Here is a 26,099-nt window from a genome sequence, read left to right as displayed (position 1 = left end):
TCGGAACCAGCCAGGGACAGGCACTCGATCACCAAGGGACGCACAACACAGGTGAGCACCATTCTTCCCGACCTCGACCGCGCCGGCGAGGTCGATGTCACGGCGCGCCCGATCTCGCGGCGCAGCACCGGCGCCGACGCCGTCTTCGCCCACGGCGCCCGCGCCGTCGGTGCCTCGGTGCTGGTGATCACCGGCGGTGTCGGCCTGTTCCTGGGCCTCCAGGCGGTGCCGACGTTCCAGCGCTACGGCCTGGCGTTCCTCACCGAGCAGCAGTGGTCGCCCGACACCGACGTCATCGGGATCGCCGCGGTGCTGGTGGGCACGCTCCAGGTCGCGTTCGTCGCGATGGTGATCGCCTTCCCGCTCGCCCTCGCCACGGCGCTGTTCATCAGCGAGTACGCCCCGGCCCGCATCAGGGCGACCCTCGTCTCGCTGGTCGACCTGATGGCAGCCGTGCCGTCGGTGATCTACGGACTGTTCGTGGCGCTGCTGCTGATGCCGTACGCCGCCGACCTGTCGATCTGGTTCGACCGCACCGTCGGTTGGATCCCGCTGTTCGCCGTGCCCGGCGGCAACGCCGACGCCCCGCTGCCCGCGCTGAGCCAGTACGGCTTCAGCTCGTTCGTCGCCGGCATCGCCGTGTCGATGATGGTGATGCCGATGGCGTGCGCGGTCATGCGACAGGTCTTCTCGCAGACGCCGCCCGGGGAGAAGGAGGCCGCGCTCGCACTCGGCGCCTCCACCTGGGGCATGATCCGCACCGTCGTGCTGCCCTTCGGCCGCGGCGGCATCATCGGCGGCACGATGCTCGCGCTCGGTCGCGCCCTCGGCGAGACGATCGCGGTCGCCCTCATCCTCTCGCCCGCCTTCGAGATCAAGTGGAGCGTCACCGAGAAGGGCGGCAACACGATCAGCTCGCTGATCGCCAATCGCTTCGGTGAGGCTTCCGACTCGCAGCTCTCGGCCCTGCTCGCCGCCGGATTCGTGCTCTTCCTCATCACGCTGCTGATCAACACGCTGGCCGCGATCGTGGTCAACCGCAGCCGTTCCGGGGCGGAGACCGACTGATGACCATCGACTTCTCCCAGGCGCCCGACACGCAGGTCGCGGCGGCGTCCGGCCGGACGTTCCTGCCGTCCTACGACGACGACGCGCCCCCGATCGCACCGAGGTCCTCCCTCGGCCGGATGACGCCCGACGAGCTCTTCGTCCGGGCTGGGTCGTGGCTGGCGGCCCTCGGTCTGGCGTGGATCACCACCCAGCGCCTGCTGCCACTGCCCGGCGTCCCCTGGTTCCTCATCGCCTTCTTCGTCTTCGGCATCCTGGCCACCGCGGTCACCACCGCGGCGACCGGCACCTGGATCGACGTCAAGGACCGGGTGGCCGGCGCCGTCATCACCGGGCTGGCGCTGGTCGTCGGCATCGCCCTGGTCGCCGTCGTGACCTACGTGGCGGTCAAGGGCTTCCGCCCGCTGCTCAACCTCAACTTCTTCCTCGACGACATGTCCGGCGTCGGCCCGAAGGACCCGTTCGACGAGGGCGGTATCCGGCACGCGATCCTCGGCTCGCTGATCGAGATCGGCATCGCCGTCGCGATCACGCTGCCGCTCGGCGTCGGAACGGCCGTCTTCATGACCGAGGTCGGGGGCAGGTTCGCCCGCATCGTGCGCACGATCGTCGAGGCGATGACCGCTCTGCCCTCGATCGTGGCCGGTCTGTTCATCTACACCGTCTGGATCCTCGCGCTCGGCAACGACCGATCGGGCTTCGCCGCGTCACTGGCGTTGTCGGTGATGATGCTGCCGATCATCGCCCGCGCCTCGGACGTCGTGCTGCGCGTCGTCCCGGGCGGTCTCCGCGAGGCGAGCCTGGCGCTCGGGGCGAGCCGGTGGCGCACCGTGTGGCACGTCGTCCTCCCGACCGCGCGGCCCGGTCTCGCCACCGCACTCATCCTCGGCATCGCCCGCGGCGTCGGTGAGACGAGCCCGGTGCTGCTCACCAGCGGTGCTGCGGAGTTCACCAAGGCCAACCCGTTCGAGGGCGCCATGAACTCCCTGCCGCTGTTCATCTTCGGCGGCGTCCGCTCCGGCAACGACGTCGCCATCCAGCGCGCCTACGGCGCGGCCCTCGTGCTCCTCATCCTCGTGCTCGTCCTGTTCGTCATCGCCCGACTCCTCGCTCGCCCCCGGCGCACCACCACGCGCCCATCCCGGAAGGCCCGCTCCTGATGACCCGCCGTTCCCGTCTCGCCGCCGCGCTCGTCGCGATCACGATCGCCGCGATCGCCGCGACCGCGGGGTCGCCGGCCACCGCCGACGACAAGGCGTCCGATGAAAACAGGACGCCGGCGCGTGCCGCCTACGCGACGATCGAGGGCACCGGTTCGACGTGGTCCGAGCTCATCGTCAAGCAGTGGATCTCCGACGTCGACGCCAACGGCATCAAGGTCGTCTACACCGGCGGTGGATCGTCCAAGGGCCGCAAGGACTTCGCGCAGGGCACCACCGACTTCGCCATCTCCGAGATCCCCTACCAGGGCACCGACGAGACCGGCCAGGCCGACACCAGCAACGGCCGCGGGTACGCCTACCTGCCGCTGGTCGCCGGCGGCACCGCCTTCACCTACCAGCTCAAGGTCGGGGGCCAGATGGTCAAGAACCTGCGGCTGTCGGGCGAGACCATCGCCAAGATCTTCACCGGCCAGATCACCAACTGGAACGACGCGGCCATCGCGAAGGACAACAACGGCCGATCGTTCCCCGACAAGCAGATCGTGCCCGTCGTCCGTTCCGACGGCTCCGGCACGACGGCCCAGTTCACGACCTGGCTCGACAAGGCCTACCCCTCGATCTGGCGGCCGTACTTCGGCCGGTCGGGCCTCACGTCGTACTACCCGAAGAAGGGCGACGTGATGATCGCCCAGTCCGGCTCCGACCAGGTGATGAACACGGTCTCGGGCTTCGCCGGCGACGGCACCATCGGCTACGTCGAGTACTCCTACCCGCTCGACAAGGACTACCCGGTCGTCAAGGTGCTCAACCAGGGCGGCTACTACGTCGAGCCGACGCAGTACAACACCGCGATCGCCCTCACCAAGGCCAGGATCAACATGAACAAGGCCGACCCGACCACGTACCTCACGCAGATCCTGGACGACGTCTACACCAATCCCGACCCGCGTGCGTACCCCGTGTCGTCCTACTCCTACATGCTGATCCCGACCGGCGCCCAGGACCCGCGCATGACGACGGCGAAGCGTCAGTCGCTCGCGGACTTCCTGTTCTACTCACTGTGCAGCGGCCAGACCAAGGCCGGTCCCTTCGGCTACTCCCCGCTGCCGATCAACCTGGTCAAGGCCGGCTTCGAGCAGGTCGCCACCCTCAAGAAGGCCGATCCTGCGGTCAACCTGACCGACCGCGACGTCACGAGCTGCAACAACCCGACGTTCGACCCGAAGAACCCGGGCAGGAACGCGCTCGCCGAGAAGGCCGAGATGCCGGCGGCGTGCGACAAGCAGGGTGCCGGCCCGTGTGGCACCGACACCGGCAACAACAGCAACAACGCCGGTGGCGACACGCCCGACGCCGACCCGGCCGCCACGCCGGATGCCGGCCCCCCCTCCGCCGGTGCCGCAGCGCCGACGACGCCACAGGAGTCCGCGCCCGCGGCCGTTCCACCCGGCGGCGGCGCGGCGCCGGCGGCGGGCCCCCCGGGAGCCGCCACCGGAGCGGAGGACGCGGCGGCGGCGACGTCGTCGGGTGACGACGCGGTCTACGCCAGCTCGACCACCATCGACGACCGGCCCCTCGACTCGAAGACCTTCGGCATCGTCGCGCTCGCCCTTCTCGCCGCCCTGATCCTGCTGCCCGGCCTCGTCACCGCCCGCGTCCGTCGCCGCGGGGGCTCCGCATGAGCGACCACCTCTCCCGCGTGCGCACCGCGCTCGGCCTCGCTGCCGCGATCGCCGTCGTCGGCATCGGCCTCGTCGTGCCGGCGTCCGGCCCGGCCGCCGCCGTCCCGGACGCCCGCACGGAGGCCGGTACCGCGCAACGGGCCGCCTCGAGCGCCTACAGCGCCACCAAGACCCTGTCCCGCGTCTTCGTCGACGACCAGGGCGTCCCGGTCCCGCAGGCCAGCTACGACGTCACCGTCGAGGCCGACCAGACCAGGAACCTCCGGGGGCGCCAGCGCATCCGGATCTCCTGGAGCGGCGCCCAGCCCAGCGGTGGGCGGGCCGCGACGCCGTACGGCGAGAAGGGCCTGGCGCAGGAGTACCCGGTCGTCATCATGCAGTGCCGCGGCGTCGACGACGCGTCCCTCCCGCTCGCCCGCCAGCTGCGCCCGGAGACCTGCTGGACGGCCTCGGTCGCCCAACGTTCGCAGCTGCTCCGTTCCGAGGGTGAGTCCACCTGGCGTCGTGACCTCTACGCGAGCGAGGCCGACAAGCAGGCCCTGGTCGGCACGGCAGGGCTGGAGGCCGACGAGTGCCCGCCGCTCGACGTGACCTCCTACAACACGGTGCTGACCCCCTTCGTCACCCGCGACGGCACGAGCTACCCCGCGTGCGACATCGACTCCATGCCGCCCGAGGCGGCCGTCGATGCGGCCTTCCCGCCCGCCGAGACGGCGGCGTACACCGACGAGGACGGGAACGGCTCCGTCAGCTTCGAGGTGCGGAGCGACGTGGAGAACGAGTCGCTCGGCTGCAACGACAAGGTCGCCTGCTCGATCGTCGTCATCCCGATCGTCGGGTTGAGCTGCCAGCAGCAGGCCACGCCGCCGACGATCGACGACCTCGCGTGCCGCAGGCTCGGCCAGTTCCCCCAGGGCTCCAGCAACGCGATCGGTGCGGGCATCGACCTGGCCGTCGGTCCGGGGCTGTGGTGGTCGGAGTCGAACTGGCGCAACCGGTTCACCATCCCGGTCACGTTCGGCCTGCCGCCCGACACCTGCGACGTCCTCGACCCGCGGGCGCCGACCGGGTTCTACGGCACCGAGCTGCTGGCACAGGCCGGGCTGCAGTGGTCGCCGGCGTACTGCCTGAACACGTCGCGGTTCAAGTTCCAGCTCAACCAGATGTCCGACGTCGCCGGCTTCCGGCTCATGGAGAGTGGCGCCGGCCCGGCCGCGGTGGTCTCGTCGCAGCAGGACGGTGGCGACACGCCAGTCGGGTACGCACCGACCGCGGTCACCGGTTTCGCGATCGGCTACGAGGTCGACCGGCCGAAGAACGCGGGCGAGCTCCAGAACCTGCGGCTGAACGCACGCCTGCTGGCCAAGCTGCTCAGCCAGAGCTACCTGGCCTCCGACCTCGGACGCGGGCACCCTGGCATCGGCGACAACCCGCTCGCGATCATGAACGACCCCGAGTTCATCAAGCTGAACCCCGGACTCAGCGACATCACGCAGGAGGCGGGTGCCACCGTCCTGTCGCTGTCCAACGACTCCGACGTCATCCACCAGCTGACCGAGTACATCGCGCAGGACAAGGACGCCACGGCCTTCCTGAAGGGCACGGCCGACCCCTGGGGGATGAGGGTCAACCCGTCGTACAAGGGGATCGACGTCCCGAGGTCCGAGTGGCCGCTGCTCGACACCTACATCCCGGAGACGCAGAACACCTGTCGCAAGGAGAACCCGTCGGTCTACTTCAGCCAGGTCGCCGCTCCCGTGACGACCCTGCGCAAGATCTCCGACGCGCTGCTCGACGCCTGGCCGAACGTGCAGACCAAGTGCGACCTGGACGCCGCGACCCTCAAGTACAAGGTGGGCCGGGTCGACCGCCAGTCCTACGGCTCCCGGTTCATGCTCGGCGTCGTCAGCCTCGGCGACGCGGCCCGCTACGGCATCAAGACCGCGTCCCTGCAGACCAGGAAGAACAAGTACGTCGGTCCGACCGACGCCGCACTCACGCGCGCCGTCGTCCTGTCGGCGCAGAAGAAGCCGCGGCTGCCGTTCGTGCTCGACCAGGCCGACGTCGTCCGCGACGGCAACGCCTACCCCGGCACCATGGTCGTCTACACCGCGGCCCTCCTGCGTGGCCTCGACGCCGAGACCGCCGCCAAGGTCGCCCAGTTCGTCCGGGTGTCGACGACCGAGGGCCAGCGTCGCGGCAGCGGCAACGGCCAGCTGCCCGCCGGCTACCTGCCGATCAAGAAGCAGGGGCCGACGGGCAAGCTGTTCCGCTCGGCCCAGGTCGTCGCCGACGCGATCGAGGCGCAGACGCCGGCACCGGGGCCGAAGGGCGAGGACCCCGCCCCGCCGCCGCCCGCGGCGCCGTCGTCCGACCTGCCGACGTCGGACCCCGTGGTCGACGCCCCGGTGGCCGACGCTCCGCCCGCGGCGGCACCGACAGCGGCGCCCGCCACGGTCGCGCCGGTGCTCGACGTCGAGGCGGCGCCGGTCGCGGCGACGGCCTCGGAGAAGTCCGGCACCGCCGGTCGCCTGCTGCCGCTGCTGCTCCTGGCCGCGATCGTCGGCGGTCTGGTGCGGCTCGGCTCGCGCTTCTTCGTGCGACCGCCCCGGAGCCTGTCGTGACCATGGTCGAATCCCACGCCGACGCCGCGTCGACCGAGGTGGTGCCCGTCGTCCAGCCGCCCACGCCGCGGCGCCAGAAGGCCCGCGCCCCGCGGGCTCCCCGCGCACCACGACCGGCGCCGCAGGGCGTCGGGGCCGTGGTCGCGACGACGAGCACGATGGTCACCCTGGTCTGCGTCTGGGCCGTGCTCCAGCTGCTGGTGCTCAGCGGCGTCGCCCACGACCGGGAGCAGGCCCTGCTCTACGCCGACTTCCGGGTGCAGCTCGCCGAGACGACGGCGCCGCTCGGCCCCGAGATCGCCGCAGGCGCGCCGGTGGCCATCCTCGAGATCCCGGCGATCGGCGTCGAGGAGGTCGTCGTCGAGGGCACGGCGTCGGGCGACCTGCTCGACGGCCCCGGTCACCTCCGCGGCACTCCGCTGCCCGGGCAACGCGGGTTCTCCGTCGTCATGGGTCGGGCCGCGACCTACGGCGCGCCGTTCGCCCACCTCGGCGAGCTGCGACGGGGCGACGACGTCGAGGTGCTGACCTCCCAGGGTGCCAAGACGCTCGAGGTCATCGGCGTGCGGCACGAGGGCGACCCCGTCCCCGCGTTCGACGACCCGCAGGCCGCGGTCGTCACCTTCGTCTCGGCCGAGGGCGACGGCGGGTGGTTGTCCGCGTTGACGCCGCAGACGACGGTCTACGTCGACGCGGTGGCGCGCGAGTCCTTCCCGACCCCGGGCGGCTACGGCCTGACCGCGCCCCAGGCGGAGCAGGAGATGGAGCGGGACACCGCGGCGCTCCCGCTCCTCGCACTCTGGCTCGCACTCCTCGTGGGCCTCAGCGTGCTCGTCGTCCTCGCCCGCCAGCGCTGGTCGGCCGTCCTCGTCTGGACGGTCGCCGGCCCGGCCGCGATCAGCCTCGCCTGGGTCGCCACCGACACGGGCATGCGCCTGCTCCCCAACCTCCTCTGACCCGTACCCGCGCGTTCGGGCGCGCCGGCACACGCACCACCTGCTCCACCTGCACGTCCACGTAGCACCACCACTGCCTACCGAACCAAGGAGCATCTCCGAGATGTACGTTCGCAAGTCCCTCGCCGGCGCCGTCACGGTCGCCGTGACCGGGTCGGTCCTCGCCTTCACCGCCGGCACCGCGCACGCGGCCGTCGACGCCGACGACACGACCTTCACGCCCGCCGCGACCGACGTCATCGGCGTCGGGTCCGACACCAGCCAGAACGCCGTCAAGCGGCTGGCCGAGTCCTACAACGCGACCGTCGCGGCCGGCGCCCCGAAGCTCGCGACGTATGCCGCCACCGGTGGCGGGACGATCGCGCTGCCCAGCGGAGCCGTCACCCGCCCCAACGGTTCCGGCAACGGCAAGAAGACCCTCTACGGCACGGGCAACAACCCCGACGTCGACTTCGCGCGTGCGTCGAACTCGGTCGCCGACCCCGCCAACACCGCCGAGGTCGCCGCCGGCCTGCAGCAGTTCCCGTTCGCCCTCGACACGCTGAAGCTCGCCGTGTCGAACCAGGTGCCGTCGAACGCCCCCGCCACCATCACGCCCGCGGACATGGTGAAGATCTACCAGGGCACCGTGACCAACTGGAGCCAGATCGACCCGACCAGGTCGGGCGTCATCGAGCCGATGATCCCTCAGGGCGGTTCCGGCACGCGCTCCTTCTTCCTGGCCCAGCTCAAGCAGGCCAACGGCAACGTCGACGTCACGCTCGGTGCCAAGGTCATGGAGGTCCAGGAGCACGACGCGACCCCGATCCGCAGCAACCCCAACGCCATCGCGCCGTTCTCGGCCGGCCGCGCCGGCCTGGCCGGCACCGCGCTCCGCCTCACGGCTGGCTTCACCGCCGACCGTGCGCTCTACAACGTCGTCCGCGGCGCCGACCTCGGCAACCCGACCATCCAGGCCCTCTTCGGCCCGAGCGGCTACGTCTGCTCCGACGACGCCACCGACGAGATCGAGGCCGCCGGCTTCAAGCAGCTCGCCCGCGCGCCTCGCGGTGTGTGCGGCCAGTCGTCGCAGGCGACCCCCACGAACCTGGTCACCAACGAGCCGGCCGCCCCGGTCGCCACCCGGGTCACCGTCACCGGCGTCTCCCCGTCGGCCAAGGCTCTGCGCATCACCGCCCGCGTCACCGGTAGCCCGACCCCGACCGGCACGGTGCAGTTCTTCGACGGCGCCACCAGCCTCGGCACCAAGCCGCTCATCGGCGGCGTCGCCACGCTCAGCCTGACCAACCGTGCGCCCAAGGCCTACGCCGTCCGCGCCGTCTACACCCCGACCGCCGACTCGGCCTTCGTCGCCTCGTCCGGCGCCGGCACCGTCAAGGTGAAGGCCGCCTCGGCGATCACCGAGACCTTCGCCGCGTCGGTCGCGAAGAAGGCCAAGGCCGCCAAGGGCGTCGTCGCCGTCAAGCTCGGCGGCACCGCCGTCGCGCCGACCGGCAAGGTCGTCGTCAAGAAGGGTGCCAAGACCGTCGGTACCGGCACCCTGAAGGCCGGCAAGGTCACCCTGACCCTGCAGAAGGCCAAGGTCGGCAAGGGCAAGTCCACGCTGAGGATCACCTGGGGCGGCGACGCCAACGGCTTCGGCTCGGCCAAGACCTTCACCATCACGTTCAAGAAGTAGCACCTCTCGGACGTCGGGCGGCCGCTCCTCGCGGCCGCCCGATGCTCCGTCCGACCTCGAGACACCCGGAACACCTGGAGAAACCGCATGACCGCCGTCCTGCCCGACCCCGCCGTCCCGACGTCGCACCTCGCCGAGATCGAGGCCCGCGACATCACCGCCTGGTTCGGCGACCGCAAGGTCCTCGACCGCGTCTCGCTCGTCATGCCGGCCGGCGGCATCACGGCCCTCATCGGCCCGTCTGGCTGCGGCAAGTCGACGTTCCTGCGCATCCTCAACCGCATGCACGAGCTGGTGCCGTCGGCCTCGCTGGCCGGCGAGGTGCTGCTCGACGGCACCGACGTCTACAACCCGTCGCGCCGGCTCATGGACGCCCGCCGCGCGATCGGCATGGTCTTCCAGAAGCCCAACCCGTTCCCGGCGATGTCGATCCGCGAGAACGTGCTCGCCGGGCTCAAGCTCACCGGCACCAAGGCCTCGAAGTCGGAGAAGGACGCGATCGTCGAGTCCTGTCTCGTCAAGGGCGGCCTCTGGACCGAGGTCAAGGACCGCCTCGACGCCCCCGGCGGCGGTCTCTCGGGCGGTCAGCAGCAGCGGCTGTGCATCGCCCGCTCGCTCGCCATCAAGCCTCGCGTGCTGCTGATGGACGAGCCCTGCTCGGCCCTCGACCCCACGTCGACGCGGGTCATCGAGGAGACGATGCTCGAGCTGGCCCGCGAGGTCACCATCGTCATCGTCACCCACAACATGCAGCAGGCCGCCCGCGTGTCGGGCCAGTGCGCGTTCTTCCTCGCCTCGCACGGCACTCCCGGCGTCATCGTCGAGCACGGCGACACCACGGCCATGTTCCAGAACCCGCTCGACCAGCGGACCTCCGACTACGTCAACGGCCGCTTCGGCTGAGCGACCCTCCGCCCGGCAGCCCGGGCTTCAGACCCGCAGCCACGCGAGCACGGCCCGCACCCGCTTGTGGTCGTCGTCGGCGGCCGAGAGGTCGAGCTTGGTGAAGATCGAGTTGATGTGCTTGGCGACCGCCTTCTCGGTGACGACGAGCCGGGTCGCGATGGCGGCGTTGGCGCGGCCCTCGGCCATCAGCGCGAGCACCTCGCGCTCGCGCTGCGTCAACCGGTCGAGCGGCTCGTCGCGGCGCCGGGCCATGACGGCGGCGACGACCTCGGGGTCGAGCACAGTCGCGCCGGCGGCGACGCGGCGGACGCCGTCGACGAACTCGGCGACGTCGGAGACGCGGTCCTTGAGCAGGTAGCCGACAGCGCCGTCACCGCTGGCCAGCAGCTCGCGGGCGTAGAGGTGCTCGACGTACTGCGAGATCACCATGACCGGGAACCCTGGTCGCGCCGTCCGGACGGCGATCGCGGCGCGCAGGCCCTCGTCGGATTGCCCCGGTGGCAGCCGGACGTCGACCACGGCGGCCTCGGCATCGGGGTCGCGCAGCGCCTCGACGAGCGACGGCTCGTCGACCGCGGCGTGCAGGAGCGTGAACCCGTTGGCCTCGAGCAGCTGGATCATCCCGGCTCGGAGGAGGGCGTGGTCCTCGGCGAGGACAAGTCGCACGGCACCTCCAGGACCACCTCGGTCGGCCCGCCGGTCGGGCTGCTCACCGTCATCGTGCCGTCGAAGGCGGCCAGCCGTCGACGCAGGCCCAGCATGCCGGTCCCGGCATCGGGATCGGCGCCGCCCACGCCGTCGTCGGCGACCGTGGCGCGCAGGCGCTCACCGTCGTGGGTCAGCGCGATCGAGGCGGACGACGACCCGGCGTGCTTGCCGATGTTGGCCAGGCACTCGGCCACGCCGAAGTAGACCGCGGACTCGACCGGCGCGGGCGGCCGGCCGTCGAGGTCGGCGGTCACCGTGACCGGCACCGCCATGTCGAGCGCGAGCGCCTGCACCGCGCCGACCAACCCACGGTCGGCGAGCACCGGCGGGTGGATGCCGCGGACGACGGAGCGCAGCTCGCCGATCGCGGTGGACGTCGTCTCGCGGGCGTCGCCGACGAGCCGGCGAGCACCGTCGGGGTCGGTGGCGAGCAGCTGCTCGGCGAGTCCGAGGCTCATCGACAACGCGACCAGGCGGGCCTGCGGGCCGTCGTGGAGGTCGCGCTCGAGGCGGCGCAGCTCGGCCGCGGCGGTGTCGACGGCGTCGGCCCGGGTCTCGGTGAGCACCGCGACCCGCTTCTCCAGCCTCTCGGTGTGGCTGGTGGCGAGGAACCACAGGTCGACGTGGCTGCGCAGCCGCATCTGGTAGCCCAGGCCCCACCACCACAGCGGCCACGTGACGACGACCAGCAGCTCGAGCAGGCAGATCAGCGCGTAGACCCAGCCGAGCGTGCACGCCCACACGCACCAGAGCAGGTCGCGGTAGGTCATCGGGTCCCGCGCCACCGTGAGCAGCTTCTGCCAGGGGTGGTCGGGCAGTGCGCGGTAGGGCCGCGGGGCGTCGAGACCGAGCACGTCGGCGGCCATGCGTCGGTGGGCGTCGGCGATCAGGCGGGTCAGGGGCAGCGAGACGGCGAGCAGCAGCGTGCCCACCCAGACCACCATCAGCGCGGCGCCGACGACGGTGAGGATCGCGCAGACCAGTGCCACGATGCCGAGCGCCAGCTGGGCGAGGACGTACCCGGTGAGGCGCAGCTGCCCCGGCGTGCGGTCGACCTGCTCGTCGACCTGCTCGTCGACCTGCTCGTCGACGTGCTCGTCGGTGGTCATGGGTAGATCCTGCCCTCTGGCGAGGCCGACGCGCAGGGGTGCAGGCACCACCACGGACCGGGGTGGTCGCGCCCCTGCTCCGCCGGCCCGCGATCCCGAGGCTGGTCGGCATGACCACCCACCTCACCGCCCTCCCGCGGCAGGCCGCTCGCTGGAGCGCCACCCACCCCTGGCGAGCCATCGCTTCCTGGTTCGTGTTCGTAGCAGTTGCCGTGTCGCTCGCCTCGTTCGTGCCCACCAGCGAGGCGGACAACGCCGACTACCGCCACGGCGAGTCCGGCCGCGCCGACGCCCTGATCGCCGAGGCCGGCCTGGAGACGCCGTCCACCGAGAACGTGCTGATCACCGCCGTCGGCCCGCTCGACGAGAGCAGCGCTCTCGCGGCCGTGTCCGACGTCGCCCGTGCCCTCGCCGACGTCGAGGGCATCACCGAGGTCGGCGACCCGACGTGGAGCGCCGATCGTTCCGCGTTGCTCCTGCCGGCCCAGCTCGCTCGCGACGGCGACCTGCCGGACGACGTCGCCGAGCACGTCGTCGCCGCCGTCGCCGCGGCGGCCGACGAGCACCCCGACGTCGACGTCCGCGTCGCGGGCGACGCCACGATCGAGGCCGCCGTCGACGAACGCGTGGGGGAGGACCTCGAGTCGGCCGAGGGGATCAGCCTGCCCATCACGCTCGCGCTGATGCTGCTCGCGTTCGGCGCGCTCGTCGCCGCGGGGCTGCCGGTGCTGCTCGCCGCCAGCAGCGTGGCCGCCACGATCGGCGTGATGGCGCCGCTCTCGCACCTCGTGCCGGCCGAGAGCACCGTGACCAGCATGATCGTGCTGATCGGCATGGCCGTCGGCGTCGACTACTCGCTGTTCTACCTCAAGCGCGAGCGCGAGGAGCGCGCCCTCGGGCGCAGCACCCTCGACGCCGTCGAGGTGGCCGCCGAGACGTCCGGGCACTCGATCCTCGTCTCCGGCGGCGCCGTCGTCGCCGCCATGGCGGGGCTGTTCCTGGTCGGCGACGTCACCTTCGACTCGCTCGCCGTCGGCTCGATCCTCGTGGTCGGCGTGGCCGTGCTGGGCTCGATCACCGTGCTCCCGGCGCTGCTCGTCGCGCTCGGTCGCTGGGTCGACCGGCCGCGCGTGCCCCTGCTGTGGCGACTCAACGCCCGCATCGGCCGCGGTGGGCTCAGTGGACGGCTGCTCGCGCCCGTGGTGCGCCGTCCGGTGGCGGCGCTGGTGCTCTCGACGGTCGTCGTCGGCGCGTTCGCCGTGCCGGCGCTCGGCCTGCGCATCCACTCGGCGAACCTCGACACCCTGCCGGCCTCGATCCCCGCGGTGCAGACCGCGCGCGACCTCGCCGCGGCGTTCCCGTCGGAGGGCGCGACGGCGACGGTCGTCGTCCGCACGGACGACGCGCAGGCCGGCCGGGTCGAGGCCGCGCTCGCCACCCTCACCGCCGACGCCGTCGCGACCGGCGACGTCGTCGACACCGGTGCCGAGCCCCGTACGTCGTCCGACGGCCGGACGACGGTGCTCGACCTGGCGATGCCCTACGCGGAGTCGGACGAGCGGGTCGACGGCGCCCTGCGCGACCTCCGTGACCGGCTGGTACCGGCGGCGTTCGACGGGCTCGGTGCGGAGACGGCCGTCGGCGGCGGACCGGCACAGAGCATGGACTTCGCCGACCGCCTGGCCGACCGACTGCCGCTGATCATCGGGTTCGTGCTGCTGCTGACATGCGTGATCATGCTGACGACTTTCCGCAGCCTCGTGCTCGCCGGGCTCTCGGCGCTGCTCAACCTGGCCTCGGTCGGCGTCGCGTTCGGGCTCATGGTCGTGGTGTTCCAGCACGGCGTCGGCGCCGACCTGCTCGGCTTCACCTCGCCGGGCTTCGTCATCGACTGGCTGCCGCTGTTCGTGCTCGTGGTGCTGGTCGGGCTCTCGATGGACTACCACGTGTTCGTGCTCAGCCGGGTCCGTGAGCTCGTGGACGCCGGCCTGCCGACCCGCGAGGCCGTGCGGCGCGGCATCACCGAGACCGCGGGCGTCGTCACGAGCGCGGCCGCGGTCATGGTCTCGGTGTTCGCGATCTTCGCGACCCTGTCGATGCTCGAGATGAAGATGATGGGCGTCGCGCTGTCGGCCGCGATCCTGCTCGACGCCACGCTGGTGCGGCTCGTGATGCTGCCCGCGGCGCTGGTGCTGCTGGGGGAGCGGGCCTGGTGGCCCTCAGCGCGCGGCGGCGACCGTGACCGGGACCCCGTTGAGCGCCGCGTTGCCCGAGACGGCGTCGAGCCGGTCGGGGTCGGTGAGGTCGTTGATCGAGACACCCGGGACGGTGCTGGCGTGCGCCAACCGCGTGCCGGGAAGCTGGTGCCCGTAGCTGTGGGGGAGCGAGACGACGCCGCGCATCATGTCGTCGGCCGCGGTGACCTCGACCTCGACCGCTCCGACCCGTGAGGTCACGACGACCCGGGCCCCGTCGGCGATGCCGCGGACGCTCAGGTCGTCGGGGTGCATGAGCAGGTGGTGGCGCGGCCGGCCTTTCGTCAGACGGGTCGTGTTGTGGAGCCAGGAGTTGCAGTCGCGTTGGTGGCGGCGCCCGATCAGCACCAGCTCGTCGGGCTCGTGCTGCTCGGCCAGAGCGGCCTCCAGGCGGGGCAGGTCGGCGACGACGATCTCGGGCACCAGGTCGATGCGCCGGCCGTCGGTCTGCAGCCGCTCGGGCATCGTGGGGCGCAACGGGCCGAGGTCGACGCCCTCGGGGTGCTCGACGAGCTCGGCCGCGGTGGTGCGGCCGCCGGAGTCGAGCAGCAGCTCGACCAGGTCGGCCGGTGCGGCGGCCAGCTGCGCAGCGGCGTCGTCTGCGAGGGGCGTGCCGAGCCGGTCGGCGATGCGGGTGGCGAGGCCGCCGAAGATCTCCCAGTCGTGGCGCTGGTCGTCGTCGCGCGCGAACACCGCCGAGGTGAACCGGGCGGTGTTGCGCACGGCGAAGCCGTGGAAGACCAGGTCGTACTGGTCGCGCTCCAGGGCACTCGTGGGCGGCAGGACGACGTCGGCGTGGCGCGTGGTCTCGTTGAGGTAGAAGTCGATCGCGACCATGGTGTCGAGCTGGTCGAGGGCCTCGGCCAGACGGCGTCCGTCGGGCGTGGAGAGCACCGGGTTGCCGGCGACGGTGACCATCGCCCGCAGACGCCCCTCGCCGGGCGTGGTGATCTCCTCGGCCATCACCGCGGCAGGCAGCTCGCCGGCGAACTCCGGCTCGTCACGCACCCGGCTGCGCCACCGGCCGTGGCGACCGGGGCCGAGGATGCGTCGTCCGACGGTGTCGACGGCCGGCTCGGGGAACATCGCGCCGCCAGGCCGGTCGAAGTGGCCCGAGAGCAGGTTGAGGCAGGCGATGGCCCACTGGCAGACGGTGCCGAAGCCCTGCGTCGACACGCCCATGCGGCCGTAGACCACGCCGGCGTCGGCGCCCGCGAGGTCGCGCGCCAGCCCCCGGACGACGTCGGCCGGCACCCCCGAGAACGTCTCTGCCCGCTCGGGCGTGAACGGCGCGACCAGCTCGGCGAGGTGGTCGAGGCCGTCGACGTAGGCCGGCGGGCGGGCCAGGCCCTCGTCGACGAGCACGTGCAGCATCGCGAGCAGGACGGCGGCGTCGGTGCCGGGGCGCACGAAGTGGTGCTCGTCGGCGACCTTGGCCGTCTCGGTGCGTCGGGGGTCGAGCACGACCATCCGACCGCCGCGCGCCTTCAGCTCGCGCACCCGGGCGGGGAAGTCGGGCACCGTCATCAGCGAGCCGTTGGAGGCCATCGGGTTGGCGCCGACGACGAGGAAGAACGTGGTGCGGTCGAGGTCGGGCACCGCGATCATCAGCTGGTGGCCGTACATCTGCCACGCGACCAGCTGGTGCGGCACCTGGTCGACCGTCGAGGCGCTGAACCGGTTCTGGGTGCGCAGCGAGCGCACGAAGCCCGCGCCGTGGGTGCCGAAGCCGAGCGAGTGCGCGTTGGGGTTGCCGAGGTAGACGCCGACCGCGTTGCCGCCGTGCTCGCCGATCGTGGCCGCGAGCCGGTCGGCGACCAGGTCGAGCGCGTCGTCCCACGCCAGCTCCTCCCACGTGTCGGGCCCGCCGTCGACCCCCGGCACCCGTCGCACCGGACGGCGCAACCGGTCGGGGTCGGCGTAGACGTCGGCCAGCGCGACGCCCTTCGGGCACACGTGCCCGCGCGAGAGCGGGTCGTCGGGGTTGCCGCGGACGCCGGTGACCGCGCCGTCCTCGATCGTCAGTCGCAGGCCGCAGATCGCCTCGCACAGGTTGCACACGCCGAGGCGCGTGCCGGTGAAGCCGGCAGGGACAGGAGGCTGCTGGAGGACGCCCATGCGGTCATGCTGCCCGATCGGACCGGGTGGCGTCGCGGCGAAGCGTCGCGAATATCGGACCCCGAAACTGTCGGGTGTCTTGTTCCGTTTGTAGGGTTGCCACGCCACGGGCCCGCGACCGCGTGCCCGACCCCCGAACCGAAGCGAGGAAGTCGACATGGTCGTCAGCTTGTCCAAGGGCGGAAACGTCTCCCTGACCAAGGAGGCCGGGCCCGCCGGTCTCAACAAGGTGATCGTCGGTCTCGGCTGGGACGTCCGCACGACGACCGGTCAGGACTTCGACCTCGACGCCTCGGCCCTGCAGTGCGGCGCCGACGGCAAGGTCATCTCCGACCAGCACTTCATCTTCTACAACAACCTCACCTCGCCCGACGGCAACGTCGTCCACCAGGGCGACAACCGCACCGGCGAGGGCGACGGCGACGACGAGGTCGTCGACGTCAACCTGGCCGGCCTCGCCGCCGACACCGACAAGGTCGTGTTCACGGTCTCGATCGACCAGGCCGACGCGCGGGGGCAGAACTTCGGTCAGGTCACCGGCGCGTTCATCCGCGTCGTCAACTCCGAGAACGGCACCGAGCTCGCCCGCTACGACCTCTCCGAGGACGCCTCGAGCGAGACCGCGATGGTCTTCGGCGAGATCTACCGCAACGGCGCCGAGTGGAAGTTCCGCGCCATCGGCCAGGGCTACGCCTCGGGCCTCGCGGGCATCGTCCGCGACTACGGCGTCAACCTCTGATCGACGCCTCAGGCACGAGCACCACCCGTAGCACCCAGTAGCACCCAGCACCAGCACCGCCCGGCCTCGGGGCCGGTGTCGGTCGTTACCTCCGACGACCGATCGAAACTCCCAGAAAGACTCTCCGCGTGGAGCTCCTGAAGACCCTTCGTTGGGCTTTCGTCATCACCCTCATCGGCCTCGTGGCGGCGTACTTCTACGGCGGCGCCACGGGGCTGGCGATCACCGCCATCCTGATCGTCCTCGAGGTCTCGCTGTCCTTCGACAACGCCGTGGTCAACGCCAAGGTGCTCGTCAGGATGTCGGAGTTCTGGGTCAAGATGTTCTTGACCGTCGGCATCATCATCGCCGTCTTCGGCATGCGGCTGCTGTTCCCGCTCGTCATCGTCTTCGTCACCGCCGGCCTGTCGCCGGTCGAGGCGTGGGAGCTGGCGCTCGAGAAGGGCGACCCGCACGTCGAGGGCACCTACGGCTGGTACCTCGAGGAGGCGCGCCCGCTCATCGCCGCCTTCGGCGGCATGTTCCTGCTGATGATCTTCCTCGACTTCGTCTTCGACGACGAGAAGGAGCACCACTGGATCGCCCCGGTCGAGAAGGCGTTCGCCCGGGCGGCGTCGTTCCCGGCGATCTCGCCGGCGATCGGCCTCATCGTGCTGTTCGTCTTCGGCACGATCTTCGAGGAGCACCGTGCCGACATGCTCTACGCCGGCATCATGGGCATCATCCTCTACCTCGTGGTGGGCGGCCTCGGCGACTTCTTCGACGGCGGCTTCGACGACGACGACGAGAGCGACGAGGCGGTCGCCGCCCGAGCGCGCGGCGAGGTCGCCAAGGCCACCGGCAAGGCGGCGTTCTCGCTGTTCCTCTACCTCGAGCTGCTCGACGCCTCGTTCAGCTTCGACGGCGTGATCGGCGCGTTCGCGATCACCTCCGACCCGATCATCATCGCGATCGGTCTCGGCGTCGGCGCCTTCTACGTCCGCTCGATCACGATCTACCTGGTCAACAAGGGCACGCTCAGCGAGTACGTCTTCCTCGAGCACGGCGCGCACTGGGCGATCGCGGCCCTCGCGTTCCTGCTCCTGGTCTCGCCGGGCTGGCACGCGCCCGAGGTCGTCATCGGCCTCATCGGCGTCGGCTTCATCGCCGCCGCGGTGTGGTCGAGCATCCTCTACAACCGCAGCCACGCCGACGAGGACCACAGCCTCCACGTGTGACCGCCGGCCGGTCGTGCTGCTGACCCCCGTCGTCCTGCCGGACGGCGGGGGTCAGCAGCTCTTCGTCAGCACCGGCTCGATCACGCGGACGTCGGCCTCGGTGATCGCCAGGTCGTAGGCGTGGGCCACCTCGAGGTAGGCGGTCACGTAGGTGCACCGGAACGCCTTGCGGGGCGGGAGCCAGCTGGCCGGCGTGCTGTCGCCCTTGCTCAGGTTGGCCGAGCCCTCGACGGCGAGCAGCTCGAGGTCGACGTCGTTGGCGAACCTTTCCCGCCGCTCCGGCGTCCAGCCGGCGGCACCGAGGTCCCAGGCGGCGGCGAGCGGGAACAGGTGGTCGACGTGGATCTGCGACCCCTCGGTCGCGTAGTCCATCTCGCGACCGGTGTAGGGGTCGGCCAGCGTGCCGCCCGTGACGTCGCAGTCGGGGCTGCGGCGCGAGAACCGGACGTCGGTGAGGTCGCGGGCCAGCACGTCGTTGCGGGTGTCGCAGCCGTTGCGCGACAGGGGCGCGTCGGTCGCGTCGCTCCACTCGGTGCCGAACACGCAGCCGTCGCCGGGGCTGCACGAGCGGTCGTAGCCCGGCACGTCGGGACGCCGCTCGACGACCGTCACCTCGGCGAGCAGCTCGCGGGCCCGGTCGGGGCCGTCGGCCGGCGCGAGCGGCCTCGCAGACGAGGGTGGCGGGGACGGCGCCGGGGAGGGCGGGTCGGCGACCTCGGAGCACGCGACGAGGCCGACGATCACGAGCGCGACGGAGCAGAGGGCGAAGCGGCGTCGAGAGCTGTGCACGGTCCTCATAGGATACCTGCGTGGTGAGCCGAACCCCTGAGTCGCAGCGCGAGGCGACCAGGGCCGCGCTCGACCAGCTGATGCTCGACTTCCAGCACCTCGACTCCTCCCAGCGCACCCTGCGCGGCATGGTCGAGAGCTTCCAGGCCTACCTGCCCGAGCGGGCGGCGTCGTCCGGGCTGGTGCCGCGCTTCCGGGTGCTCGACCAGGAGGCCGACAAGCTGATCGCCGAGTACCTGTCCACGCTCGATGCGCACCCGTTCGACGAGACGCTCGACCACCGCGCGCTGGGCGCCGCCCATCGCGCCTACGCCGACGTCGGGCCGCGCATCGCCGAGCACGCCGATGCGATGGACCAGGTCGTCAACGACTACGACGCCGAGCTGACCCGCATCGGCCAGCAGGTGCAGCGTGGTCGACAGCTCAAGGAGCAGGCCACCGCCCAGACCCGACGGGTCGCCGAGGCGGCGGCCGCCCTCAAGAAGTCGGGTCTCGACGTCCCCGAGCTCAACGGCATCCTCGGCCGCACCCGCGCGGCCGCGACCACGGCCACCGAGTGGCAGCCCGCCGCGGGCTTCCCCGCGCTCGAGCAGGCCGCGAAGGAGCTCGAGTCGCTCGCCGTCGAGGCCGAGCGGCTCGCTGCCGACTACCCCCAGCGCGTCGCCAAGGCCCGCACCCGTCGGTCGTCGCTGCGCACGGCGGTCGACGCCGTCGAGTCGCGCCTCGAGCGCATGCACAGCGACCTCGCGACCCTGCGCCGCGAGTTCAGCATGGGCAACTGGCGCGACCTGGAGGCCGACGAGCGCTCGGTGCAGGAGCAGGTCGCGCTCGCCCGGACCAAGCTGCGCGACTTCGACCGGCTCGTCGAGGCCGGCGCCGACTGGGGCCTGCCGCTCCGCCTGCTCGACGAGGCCCGCGCCGCGCTCGACGCCGCCAAGGACGGCGTCGACGGCCCCGGCGACCGCATCGACGCGTTGCGTGCCGTCAAGGCCGACCCCGAGGAGGTCATCCGCAAGGTGCGCTTCCGGCTCCGCGACGCCCAGCTGCTCGTCACCACGACGCACAAGCCCGGCCGCGAGAACGTGGCCCGCGAGCTCGACGCCCTCGCACGCCGTCTCGACGGCCTGCGCACCTCGCTCCAGGGCGCGCACCCCGACTACTGGGCGATGCTCTCGGAGGCCGACCGGATCACCGAGGCCGTCAAGGTCCAGGTCGAGCGCTACCGCGGCCTGTGACCGCACCCGGTCGAGGCGCGAGGGGCCCGGCGACGAGCCTCGCGACCACCCGCACCCCGACCGGCGCGTGGGTCAGAGCGTGACGCCGTAGTTGCTGATGATGCCCTGCAGGCCGGAGGCGTAGCCCTGGCCGATCGCGCGGAACTTCCACTCGGCGCCGTTGCGGTAGAGCTCGCCGAAGACCATGGCGGTCTCGGTGGAGGCGTCCTCGGAGAGGTCGTAGCGGGCGAGCTCCTCGCCGTTGGCGACGTCGACCACGCGGATGTAGGCGTTCTTGACCTGGCCGAAGCTCTGGCCGCGGGTGTCGGCGTCGTGGATGGTGACGTTGAAGACCACCTTGTCGGTCTGCGGCGTCAGCTGCGACAGGTCGACCTCGAGGGTCTCGTCGTCGCCCTCGGCGGCGCCGTCGCGGACGTCGCCCTTGTGCCGCACGGTGCCCTCGGGGGAGGTCAGGTTGTTGTAGAAGATGAAGTGCTGGTCGGAGAGCACCTTGTCGCCCTCGCCGCAGACCAGGGCGGTGGCGTCGAGGTCGAACTCGGCGCCGTCGGTGGTGCGGGCGTCCCACCCGAGGCCGACGCGCACCGACTGCAGTGACGGGGCGATCTTGCTCAGGTTGACGTTGCCACCCTTGGACAGCGAGACAGGCATGGGAACTCCTTGGAGGTCAGGGGCTGTTGGAGCGGAGGTTACTCACCCGAGGTTTACACGACACCTCATCCGCCTATCCTGTGCCGGACCTCCGGACACGTCGCTCCACGCGTCCTTTCGACTACCAGCAAGAGAGTGGGGACGACGCCGTGCGACAGTTCCACTTCCTCGACAAGGCCGACCGGGCCCAGCTCTTCCACATGCCACCGGCCGAGATCGACCGAGACGCCCCGCTCGACCTGCTCGCCCACGCGCTCGGGGCGACGCTGTACATCCCCGCCACGCGCGAGAAGCTCGCCAAGGACGTCCGCAAGGTCGCCAAGCAGGGGGCCACGAGTTGCGTCGTCTGCCTCGAGGACGCCATCCCCGACGGCAGCGTCGAGTTCGCCGTCAACCATCTCGCCGAGCAGCTGGCGACGCTCCGCGGCCGCGACGACCTCCCGCTGATCTTCGTGCGGGTGCGCTCGGCCGACCAGCCGGCCCGCATCGCGGGCCTCATGGGCGAGGCCGCCGACGTCATCGACGGGTTCGTGCTGCCGAAGTTCTCCACCGCGCACGGCGCCGAGTTCCTCGACGCCGTCACCGAGTGCGAGTCCACCGTCGGACGCCGGCTGATGATCATGCCGGTGATCGAGACGCCGGAGGTGATGTACCGCGAGACGCGCATCGACGAGCTCCTCGGTCAGCGGGCGCTGCTCGCCAAGCACGCCGAACGGGTGCTCGCCGTCCGCATCGGCGCCACCGACATGGCGTCGGTCTTCGCGCTCCGCCGTCCGCGCGACCTGACCATCTACGACGTCCGCCTGGTCGCCGGCGCGGTCGCCGACGTCGTCAACGTGCTCGGCCGTCCGGGCGGGCACGCGGTGACCGGCCCGGTCTGGGAGTACTTCACTGCCCCCGACCGCCTCTTCAAGCCGCAGCTGCGCGAGACGCCGTTCTCGCAGGCTGACGACCGCGACCTGCGCGCCCGGCTGCTGGCGCGCGACCTCGACGGGCTCATCCGCGAGGTGCTGCTCGACCGCGCCAACGGCCTCATCGGCAAGACGGTCATCCATCCCACGCACGTGCCGGTCGTGCACGCCCTGTCGGTCGTCTCCCACGAGGAGCACGACGACGCGCTCGGCGTCCTGTCGGCGAAGGAGGGCGGCGGCGGCGTCGCCCGGTCCAGCTATCGCAATAAGATGAACGAGGCCAATCCCCATCAGGCGTGGGCCCAGCAGCTGCTGCTGCGGGCCCAGGTGTTCGGCGTCGCGGCGCCCGACGTCACCTTCGTCGACCTGCTGGCGGCCGCCTTCGAGGAGACGACGCTGTGAGCTCCGGAACCGACACCACCACCTGGTCGGGCCAGTGGGTCAGCGAGCACGCCGGTGTCGAGCTGGTCACGCGACCCGGCAGCGCCCCGGTCGACGAGCTCGTCGGACTCGCTGTCCGCCGGAATCCGCGACGCGTCCACCTGATCGTGAGCTCCGTGCTGGCCAAGCACGTGCCGGTCGCGCCGTCCGTGGCGCGCCGGCACGGCTCCGACCTCGGCGCCCTCGTCGAGCAGGCGCTCGACGGCGCCCGGGCCGAGGTCGTGCTCGGCTACGCCGAGACCGCCACCGGTCTCGGCCACCTGGTCGCCGACCGGTTGGGTGCGACCGCCATCCACTCGACCCGGCGCTCCGGGTGGTCGGCGCTGAGCTTCGAGGAGGAGCACAGCCACGCCACGACGCACCGGCTCCAGCCGCGCGAGCTGTCGCTGCTGCAGGGCACCGGGCCGCTCGTGCTCGTCGACGACGAGCTCTCCACCGGTCGCACGATCCTCAACACGGTCCGCGAGCTGCACGCCATCTCCGCGCGGCCGGCCTACGTGGTCGCGGCGCTGGTCGACCTGCGCTCCGACGACGCCCGCGCCCTCGCCGACACCGTCGCCGCCGAGCTCGACACCTCCATCTCCTTCGTCGCGCTGCTGCAGGGCGACGTGCGACCGGTGCACGAGCCCGACGCCGAGGTCCGGGCCGCCGTCGCCGCCGACGTCGCGCTGACGCCGTCCGGGCCCGAGCGCGCGAGCGAGGTGCGCACCACGTTCACCTGGCCGGCCGGGGTGCCCGACGGCGGCCGCCACGGCCTCGGACCCGCCGACGCCGACGGCTTCGAGACGGCGGTCGCCGCCCTCGCGGCCGAGGTCGGCGACCTCGTCGCCGGTGCGAGGTCGGTGCACGTGCTCGGCACCGAGGAGCTCATGTACCTCCCGCACCGCATCGGCGAGGCGCTCGAGACGGCGCGGCCGGCCCTCGACGTCACGGTGTCGTCGACCACGCGCTCGCCGGTCGTCGTGCGTGACGACCCCGCCTACGCCATCCGGCACGGCATCACCTTCGAGGCCCACGACGGGGCGGACGACGGCAAGCCGCGCTTCGCCTACAACCTCGAGCCGGGCCGGTTCGACGCGATCGTGCTGGTCGTCGACGACGCGACGCCGGTCGACGGCGCCGACGACCTCCGGGCGGCCCTCCGCACGCTCACCGACCGCCTGGTCGTGGCCCGGGTCGCCGAGGCAGGCGCCTGATGCCCGATCCGCTGCACGGACCCGCGTTCGGCTCCTACCCGGCCGACGACGTCACCTGGCTGCTGAAGGACCTCAGCCACGCCGAGCTCGAGGCGCCGGTCGAGGAGCGCGAGGCGGCCATCCAGGCCGGTCGCGCCCACTACGCCGAGTCGCTTCCGGTGGAGTACCAGCCGAGCGACGACTACTACGCCCTGTTCGACAAGGCGCTGGCCGAGCAGGCCCGTCGGGTCGCGCTGGCGGCGGCCACGCTCGTGCACCTCGTCGTCGACCTGCGCGGCGAGCGCGCCGTCCTGGTCTCGCTCGCACGCGCCGGCACCCCCATCGGCATCCTGCTCCGGCGCTACGCGCGCACGCTCGGCCTCGACCTGCCGCACTACACGATGTCCATCGTGCGCGGTCGTGGCCTCGACGAGGTCGCGCTGCGTCACCTCGCCGAGCGTCACGACCCGGCCGCCGTCGTCTTCGTCGACGGGTGGACCGGCAAGGGGGCCATCTCGCGCGAGCTCACGGCGGCCTGCGCCGAGATGGAGCAGCGTCTCGGCCTGCGCTTCGACCCCTCGCTCGCCGTCCTCGCCGACCCTGGCGCGAGCACCGACGTCTACGGCACCCGCGACGACTTCCTCATCCCGTCGGCCTGCCTCAACTCCACGGTCTCGGGCCTGGTCTCGCGCACGGTGCTCAACGACCAGCTGATCGGGCCCGACGACTTCCACGGCGCGAAGTTCTACGCCGAGCTCGCATCCGCCGACGTCTCGATGACCTACGTCGAGACCGTCGAGGGCTGGTTCGCCGACGTCGCCGACGAGGCCCGCGCCGAGGCCACGCGCCTGCTGGGCACCGACCGCACCCCCACCTGGTCGGGTTGGGCCGCCGTCGAGCAGGTCAGCGAGGCCTACGGCATCGGCGACGTCAACCTGGTCAAGCCCGGTGTCGGCGAGACCACGCGCGTGCTCCTGCGACGCGTGCCGTGGCGGGTGCTGGTGCGCCCCGACCGCCGCCACGACCTCGGCCACGTCGAACTGCTCGCCGAGCAGCGCGGCGTCCCGGTCGAGGTCGTCGACGACCTCGCGTTCTCGTGCATGGGCCTCATCCATCCCCGCTTCAGGAACGAGCAGTAGACGTGACCACCTCATGATCGCCAGCGACATCGACCGCACCCTGCTGTGGTCGCACAAGCGCGTCGGCGACGTGCCCCTCGAGCAGCTGGTGTGCCTCGAAGTCCTCGACGGTCGCGACTGGGCCTACGTGACCCAGCGCGCCTGGGACGCCCTCGCCTCGCTCGACCCCGACGACCTCGTGCTCTGCACGACGCGCACGCCCGCGCAGGTGCTGCGCGTGAAGATGCCGCCGTTCCGGCGCATCCTGTGCCTCAACGGCGGCGTGCTGCTCGTCGACGGCGTGCCCGACGACGCGCACGCCCGTGCCACCGAGGCACTCGTCGCGCAGCGTCGTCCCATGGCCGAGTTCGCCGACCGCGTCGCCCACCTCGTCGAGGCACCGCACGTGCGCAGCCTCCGCGACGCCGACGGCGCGTTCGGCTACTTCCTGCTCAACGGCGAGCCCGTCGAGGCCGCCTGGGTCGAGGAGCTCGAGGCGATCGCCGGCGAGGACGGCTGGCGTCTCACCCACGAGCAGACGAAGGTCTACGCGATGCCCGACACCCTCACCAAGGAGGCCGGGCTCGCCCGCATGCTCGAGGGCACCGACGACGAGCTCGTCGCCGCGGCCGGCGACTCCCGCCTCGACGAGGGCATGCTCCGCCTGGCCCGCCACGCCCTCGTGCCGGCCGGTGCCTACCTGACCTCCCACGGCTGGGACGGCGACGTCACGGCGTCCGAGAACGTGCTCGCCGGCGAGGAGATCGCGCTCTGGCTGGCCGGTCACGCGCGCTCCTGAGCCGGACGCCGGGCCCGACCTTCCCAGGGTCTTCGTGCGCTCCTCGGCTGTTGCAACCCCTGGGAACGTCGTGAACACCCGGTGCACCGGGTACTCCCCGCTGCAGGCCGCGCTCCCCGAGATTTTGGGTGCAGCCACGGCACCGCGTTAGCCTGTCATGTCCGTCCCGCGAGGGACGCGCACCGTCTGACCGCCGTGCAACGGCCGCGGAGACAGAGTGCCCGGGAGAACAGGCCCCGGCGCGCCGCGCAGCGAAACCACGAAGAGGAGCCGTCCATGTCCATCGGAACCGATGCCGCGACGAAGAAGAAGATCATCGCCGAGTACGCCACGACCGAGGGCGACACCGGCTCTCCCGAGGTGCAGATCGCGCTGCTGAGCCACCGCATCAGCCACCTCACCGAGCACCTGAAGCAGCACAAGCACGACCACCACAGCCGCCGCGGGCTGCTGCTGCTGGTCGGCCAGCGCCGCCGTCTTCTCAACTACCTGAAGAAGACCGAGATCGAGCGCTACCGCTCGATCGTCGAGCGCCTCGGCCTCCGCCGCTGACCTCGCCGTCGGGATCCACCTGGTGGGTCCCGACGAGTAGGTTTTAGGCAGTTCCACTCACAACTGAACACCCACACCACAGGAGCGATCCGCGCCACCGCAGGCCCGGTCCTCGGTAGTGATCTTCAGGAGCCCGGCGCCGCCGGCCACCTGCGGGTCTCGATCGAAGATCGGCCACCGGCCCGGCTCCCCAGTCTTCTCACCAGGG

General features: G+C 71.8%; 20 protein-coding genes and 1 pseudogene. 16 read left to right on the top strand and 5 right to left on the bottom strand.

The annotated features are described in order from the left end of the window. Positions 1 to 51: 51 nt before the first annotated feature. The 7 genes from pstC (at position 52) to ABFT23_RS14975 (ending at position 10,074) form a co-directional block, all read left to right on the top strand. Positions 52 to 1,068, top strand: a complete 1,017-nt coding sequence (pstC, locus tag ABFT23_RS15005; protein WP_347896541.1) for a phosphate ABC transporter permease subunit PstC — start codon at positions 52 to 54, stop codon at positions 1,066 to 1,068. Continuing rightward, positions 1,068 to 2,228 (top strand): phosphate ABC transporter permease PstA, encoded by a 1,161-nt coding sequence (gene pstA, locus ABFT23_RS15000; protein WP_347896539.1) that lies wholly within the window; start codon positions 1,068 to 1,070, stop codon positions 2,226 to 2,228. The genes pstC and pstA overlap by 1 nt, the downstream gene beginning before the upstream one ends. Continuing rightward, positions 2,228 to 3,913 (top strand): phosphate ABC transporter substrate-binding protein PstS, encoded by a 1,686-nt coding sequence (locus ABFT23_RS14995; protein ID WP_347896537.1) that lies wholly within the window; start codon positions 2,228 to 2,230, stop codon positions 3,911 to 3,913. Before pstA ends, ABFT23_RS14995 begins: the two co-directional genes overlap by 1 nt. Beyond that, positions 3,910 to 6,537 (top strand): hypothetical protein, encoded by a 2,628-nt coding sequence (locus tag ABFT23_RS14990; RefSeq protein WP_347896535.1) that lies wholly within the window; start codon positions 3,910 to 3,912, stop codon positions 6,535 to 6,537. The genes ABFT23_RS14995 and ABFT23_RS14990 overlap by 4 nt, the downstream gene beginning before the upstream one ends. Before the next feature lie 2 nt (positions 6,538 to 6,539). Further along, a complete protein-coding gene (locus ABFT23_RS14985; protein ID WP_347896533.1) occupies positions 6,540 to 7,493 on the top strand; it encodes a sortase in 954 nt (317 codons plus the stop codon). Positions 7,494 to 7,596: 103 nt separating this feature from the next. After that, positions 7,597 to 9,171 carry an Ig-like domain repeat protein gene (locus ABFT23_RS14980; protein WP_347896531.1) on the top strand — a complete coding sequence of 525 codons (1,575 nt, stop codon included), beginning with the start codon at positions 7,597 to 7,599 and terminating at the stop codon, positions 9,169 to 9,171. 87 nt (positions 9,172 to 9,258) lie between these two features. Next, entirely contained in the window at positions 9,259 to 10,074 is an 816-nt protein-coding gene (locus tag ABFT23_RS14975) for a phosphate ABC transporter ATP-binding protein (protein ID WP_347896529.1), read from the top strand. Positions 10,075 to 10,101: 27 nt separating this feature from the next. On the opposite strand, the gene ABFT23_RS14970 is transcribed toward ABFT23_RS14975, so the two are convergent. After that, positions 10,102 to 10,743, bottom strand: a complete 642-nt coding sequence (locus ABFT23_RS14970) for a response regulator transcription factor (protein ID WP_347896524.1) — start codon at positions 10,741 to 10,743, stop codon at positions 10,102 to 10,104. Then, positions 10,695 to 11,894, bottom strand: a complete 1,200-nt coding sequence (locus tag ABFT23_RS14965) for a sensor histidine kinase (RefSeq protein ID WP_347896522.1) — start codon at positions 11,892 to 11,894, stop codon at positions 10,695 to 10,697. The genes ABFT23_RS14970 and ABFT23_RS14965 overlap by 49 nt, the downstream gene beginning before the upstream one ends. A gap of 110 nt (positions 11,895 to 12,004) precedes the next feature. Between ABFT23_RS14965 and ABFT23_RS14960 the strand changes: the two are divergent. Next, positions 12,005 to 14,059 (top strand): annotated as a pseudogene (locus ABFT23_RS14960) (MMPL family transporter); the annotation flags it as partial. Between the two features lie 54 nt (positions 14,060 to 14,113). Here the strand turns inward: ABFT23_RS14960 and ABFT23_RS14955 are convergent. Further along, the gene (locus tag ABFT23_RS14955; protein WP_347896520.1) at positions 14,114 to 16,267 is read right to left on the bottom strand and encodes a molybdopterin-dependent oxidoreductase; all 2,154 of its coding nucleotides are present in this window, start codon (positions 16,265 to 16,267) and stop codon (positions 14,114 to 14,116) included. Positions 16,268 to 16,424: 157 nt separating this feature from the next. Here ABFT23_RS14955 and ABFT23_RS14950 point away from each other — a divergent pair, with 157 nt between their 5' ends. Then, positions 16,425 to 17,006 carry a TerD family protein gene (locus tag ABFT23_RS14950; protein ID WP_347896518.1) on the top strand — a complete coding sequence of 194 codons (582 nt, stop codon included), beginning with the start codon at positions 16,425 to 16,427 and terminating at the stop codon, positions 17,004 to 17,006. Between the two features lie 128 nt (positions 17,007 to 17,134). Continuing rightward, positions 17,135 to 18,223, top strand: a complete 1,089-nt coding sequence (locus tag ABFT23_RS14945) for a DUF475 domain-containing protein (RefSeq protein WP_347896516.1) — start codon at positions 17,135 to 17,137, stop codon at positions 18,221 to 18,223. Between the two features lie 51 nt (positions 18,224 to 18,274). Here the strand turns inward: ABFT23_RS14945 and ABFT23_RS14940 are convergent, their stop codons facing one another. Beyond that, positions 18,275 to 19,012 carry an HNH endonuclease family protein gene (locus ABFT23_RS14940; RefSeq protein WP_347896514.1) on the bottom strand — a complete coding sequence of 246 codons (738 nt, stop codon included), beginning with the start codon at positions 19,010 to 19,012 and terminating at the stop codon, positions 18,275 to 18,277. Positions 19,013 to 19,035: 23 nt separating this feature from the next. On the opposite strand from ABFT23_RS14940, the gene ABFT23_RS14935 reads away from it, so the two are divergent. Continuing rightward, positions 19,036 to 20,247: a coiled-coil domain-containing protein gene (locus ABFT23_RS14935; RefSeq protein ID WP_347896512.1), complete on the top strand. Its 1,212-nt coding sequence runs from the start codon at positions 19,036 to 19,038 to the stop codon at positions 20,245 to 20,247. Positions 20,248 to 20,319: 72 nt separating this feature from the next. Here the strand turns inward: ABFT23_RS14935 and ABFT23_RS14930 are convergent, their stop codons facing one another. After that, positions 20,320 to 20,895, bottom strand: a complete 576-nt coding sequence (locus tag ABFT23_RS14930; protein ID WP_347896510.1) for a TerD family protein — start codon at positions 20,893 to 20,895, stop codon at positions 20,320 to 20,322. A 149-nt stretch (positions 20,896 to 21,044) separates the two neighbouring features. Between ABFT23_RS14930 and ABFT23_RS14925 the strand changes: the two genes are divergently transcribed. The 5 genes from ABFT23_RS14925 to rpsO all read left to right on the top strand — a co-directional run bounded on the left by ABFT23_RS14925 (position 21,045) and on the right by rpsO (position 25,891). Next, entirely contained in the window at positions 21,045 to 22,208 is a 1,164-nt protein-coding gene (locus ABFT23_RS14925; protein WP_347896508.1) for an HpcH/HpaI aldolase/citrate lyase family protein, read from the top strand. Next, positions 22,205 to 23,443, top strand: coding sequence for a phosphoribosyltransferase family protein (locus tag ABFT23_RS14920; protein ID WP_347896506.1), 1,239 nt, complete (start codon positions 22,205 to 22,207; stop codon positions 23,441 to 23,443). The genes ABFT23_RS14925 and ABFT23_RS14920 overlap by 4 nt, the downstream gene beginning before the upstream one ends. Beyond that, the gene (locus tag ABFT23_RS14915) at positions 23,443 to 24,561 is read left to right on the top strand and encodes a cysteine protease StiP family protein (protein WP_347896505.1); all 1,119 of its coding nucleotides are present in this window, start codon (positions 23,443 to 23,445) and stop codon (positions 24,559 to 24,561) included. Before ABFT23_RS14920 ends, ABFT23_RS14915 begins: the two co-directional genes overlap by 1 nt. 13 nt (positions 24,562 to 24,574) lie before the next feature. Next, the gene (locus ABFT23_RS14910; protein ID WP_347896503.1) at positions 24,575 to 25,339 is read left to right on the top strand and encodes a hypothetical protein; all 765 of its coding nucleotides are present in this window, start codon (positions 24,575 to 24,577) and stop codon (positions 25,337 to 25,339) included. A gap of 276 nt (positions 25,340 to 25,615) precedes the next feature. Next, entirely contained in the window at positions 25,616 to 25,891 is a 276-nt protein-coding gene (gene rpsO / locus ABFT23_RS14905) for a 30S ribosomal protein S15 (RefSeq protein ID WP_347896501.1), read from the top strand. Positions 25,892 to 26,099: the final 208 nt, after the last annotated feature.

The organism is Nocardioides secundeburneus (assembly GCF_039939255.1).
Classification (GTDB): Bacteria; Actinomycetota; Actinomycetes; order Propionibacteriales; family Nocardioidaceae; genus Nocardioides.
The sequence above is the reverse complement of the archived record's forward strand: the minus strand, read 5'-3'. Positions and strand labels throughout refer to the sequence as shown.

Coding starts and splice junctions, on each gene's coding strand:
- rpsO (WP_347896501.1), top strand. CDS start 25,616: ATGTCCATCGGAACCGATGCCGCGACGAAGAAGAAGATCATCGCCGAG.
- ABFT23_RS14910 (WP_347896503.1), top strand. CDS start 24,575: ATGATCGCCAGCGACATCGACCGCACCCTGCTGTGGTCGCACAAGCGC.
- ABFT23_RS14930 (WP_347896510.1), bottom strand. CDS start 20,895: ATGCCTGTCTCGCTGTCCAAGGGTGGCAACGTCAACCTGAGCAAGATC.
- ABFT23_RS14915 (WP_347896505.1), top strand. CDS start 23,443: ATGCCCGATCCGCTGCACGGACCCGCGTTCGGCTCCTACCCGGCCGAC.
- ABFT23_RS14985 (WP_347896533.1), top strand. CDS start 6,540: ATGGTCGAATCCCACGCCGACGCCGCGTCGACCGAGGTGGTGCCCGTC.
- ABFT23_RS14980 (WP_347896531.1), top strand. CDS start 7,597: ATGTACGTTCGCAAGTCCCTCGCCGGCGCCGTCACGGTCGCCGTGACC.
- ABFT23_RS14955 (WP_347896520.1), bottom strand. CDS start 16,267: ATGGGCGTCCTCCAGCAGCCTCCTGTCCCTGCCGGCTTCACCGGCACG.
- ABFT23_RS14950 (WP_347896518.1), top strand. CDS start 16,425: ATGGTCGTCAGCTTGTCCAAGGGCGGAAACGTCTCCCTGACCAAGGAG.
- pstA (WP_347896539.1), top strand. CDS start 1,068: ATGACCATCGACTTCTCCCAGGCGCCCGACACGCAGGTCGCGGCGGCG.
- ABFT23_RS14990 (WP_347896535.1), top strand. CDS start 3,910: ATGAGCGACCACCTCTCCCGCGTGCGCACCGCGCTCGGCCTCGCTGCC.
- ABFT23_RS14965 (WP_347896522.1), bottom strand. CDS start 11,894: ATGACCACCGACGAGCACGTCGACGAGCAGGTCGACGAGCAGGTCGAC.
- ABFT23_RS14995 (WP_347896537.1), top strand. CDS start 2,228: ATGACCCGCCGTTCCCGTCTCGCCGCCGCGCTCGTCGCGATCACGATC.
- ABFT23_RS14975 (WP_347896529.1), top strand. CDS start 9,259: ATGACCGCCGTCCTGCCCGACCCCGCCGTCCCGACGTCGCACCTCGCC.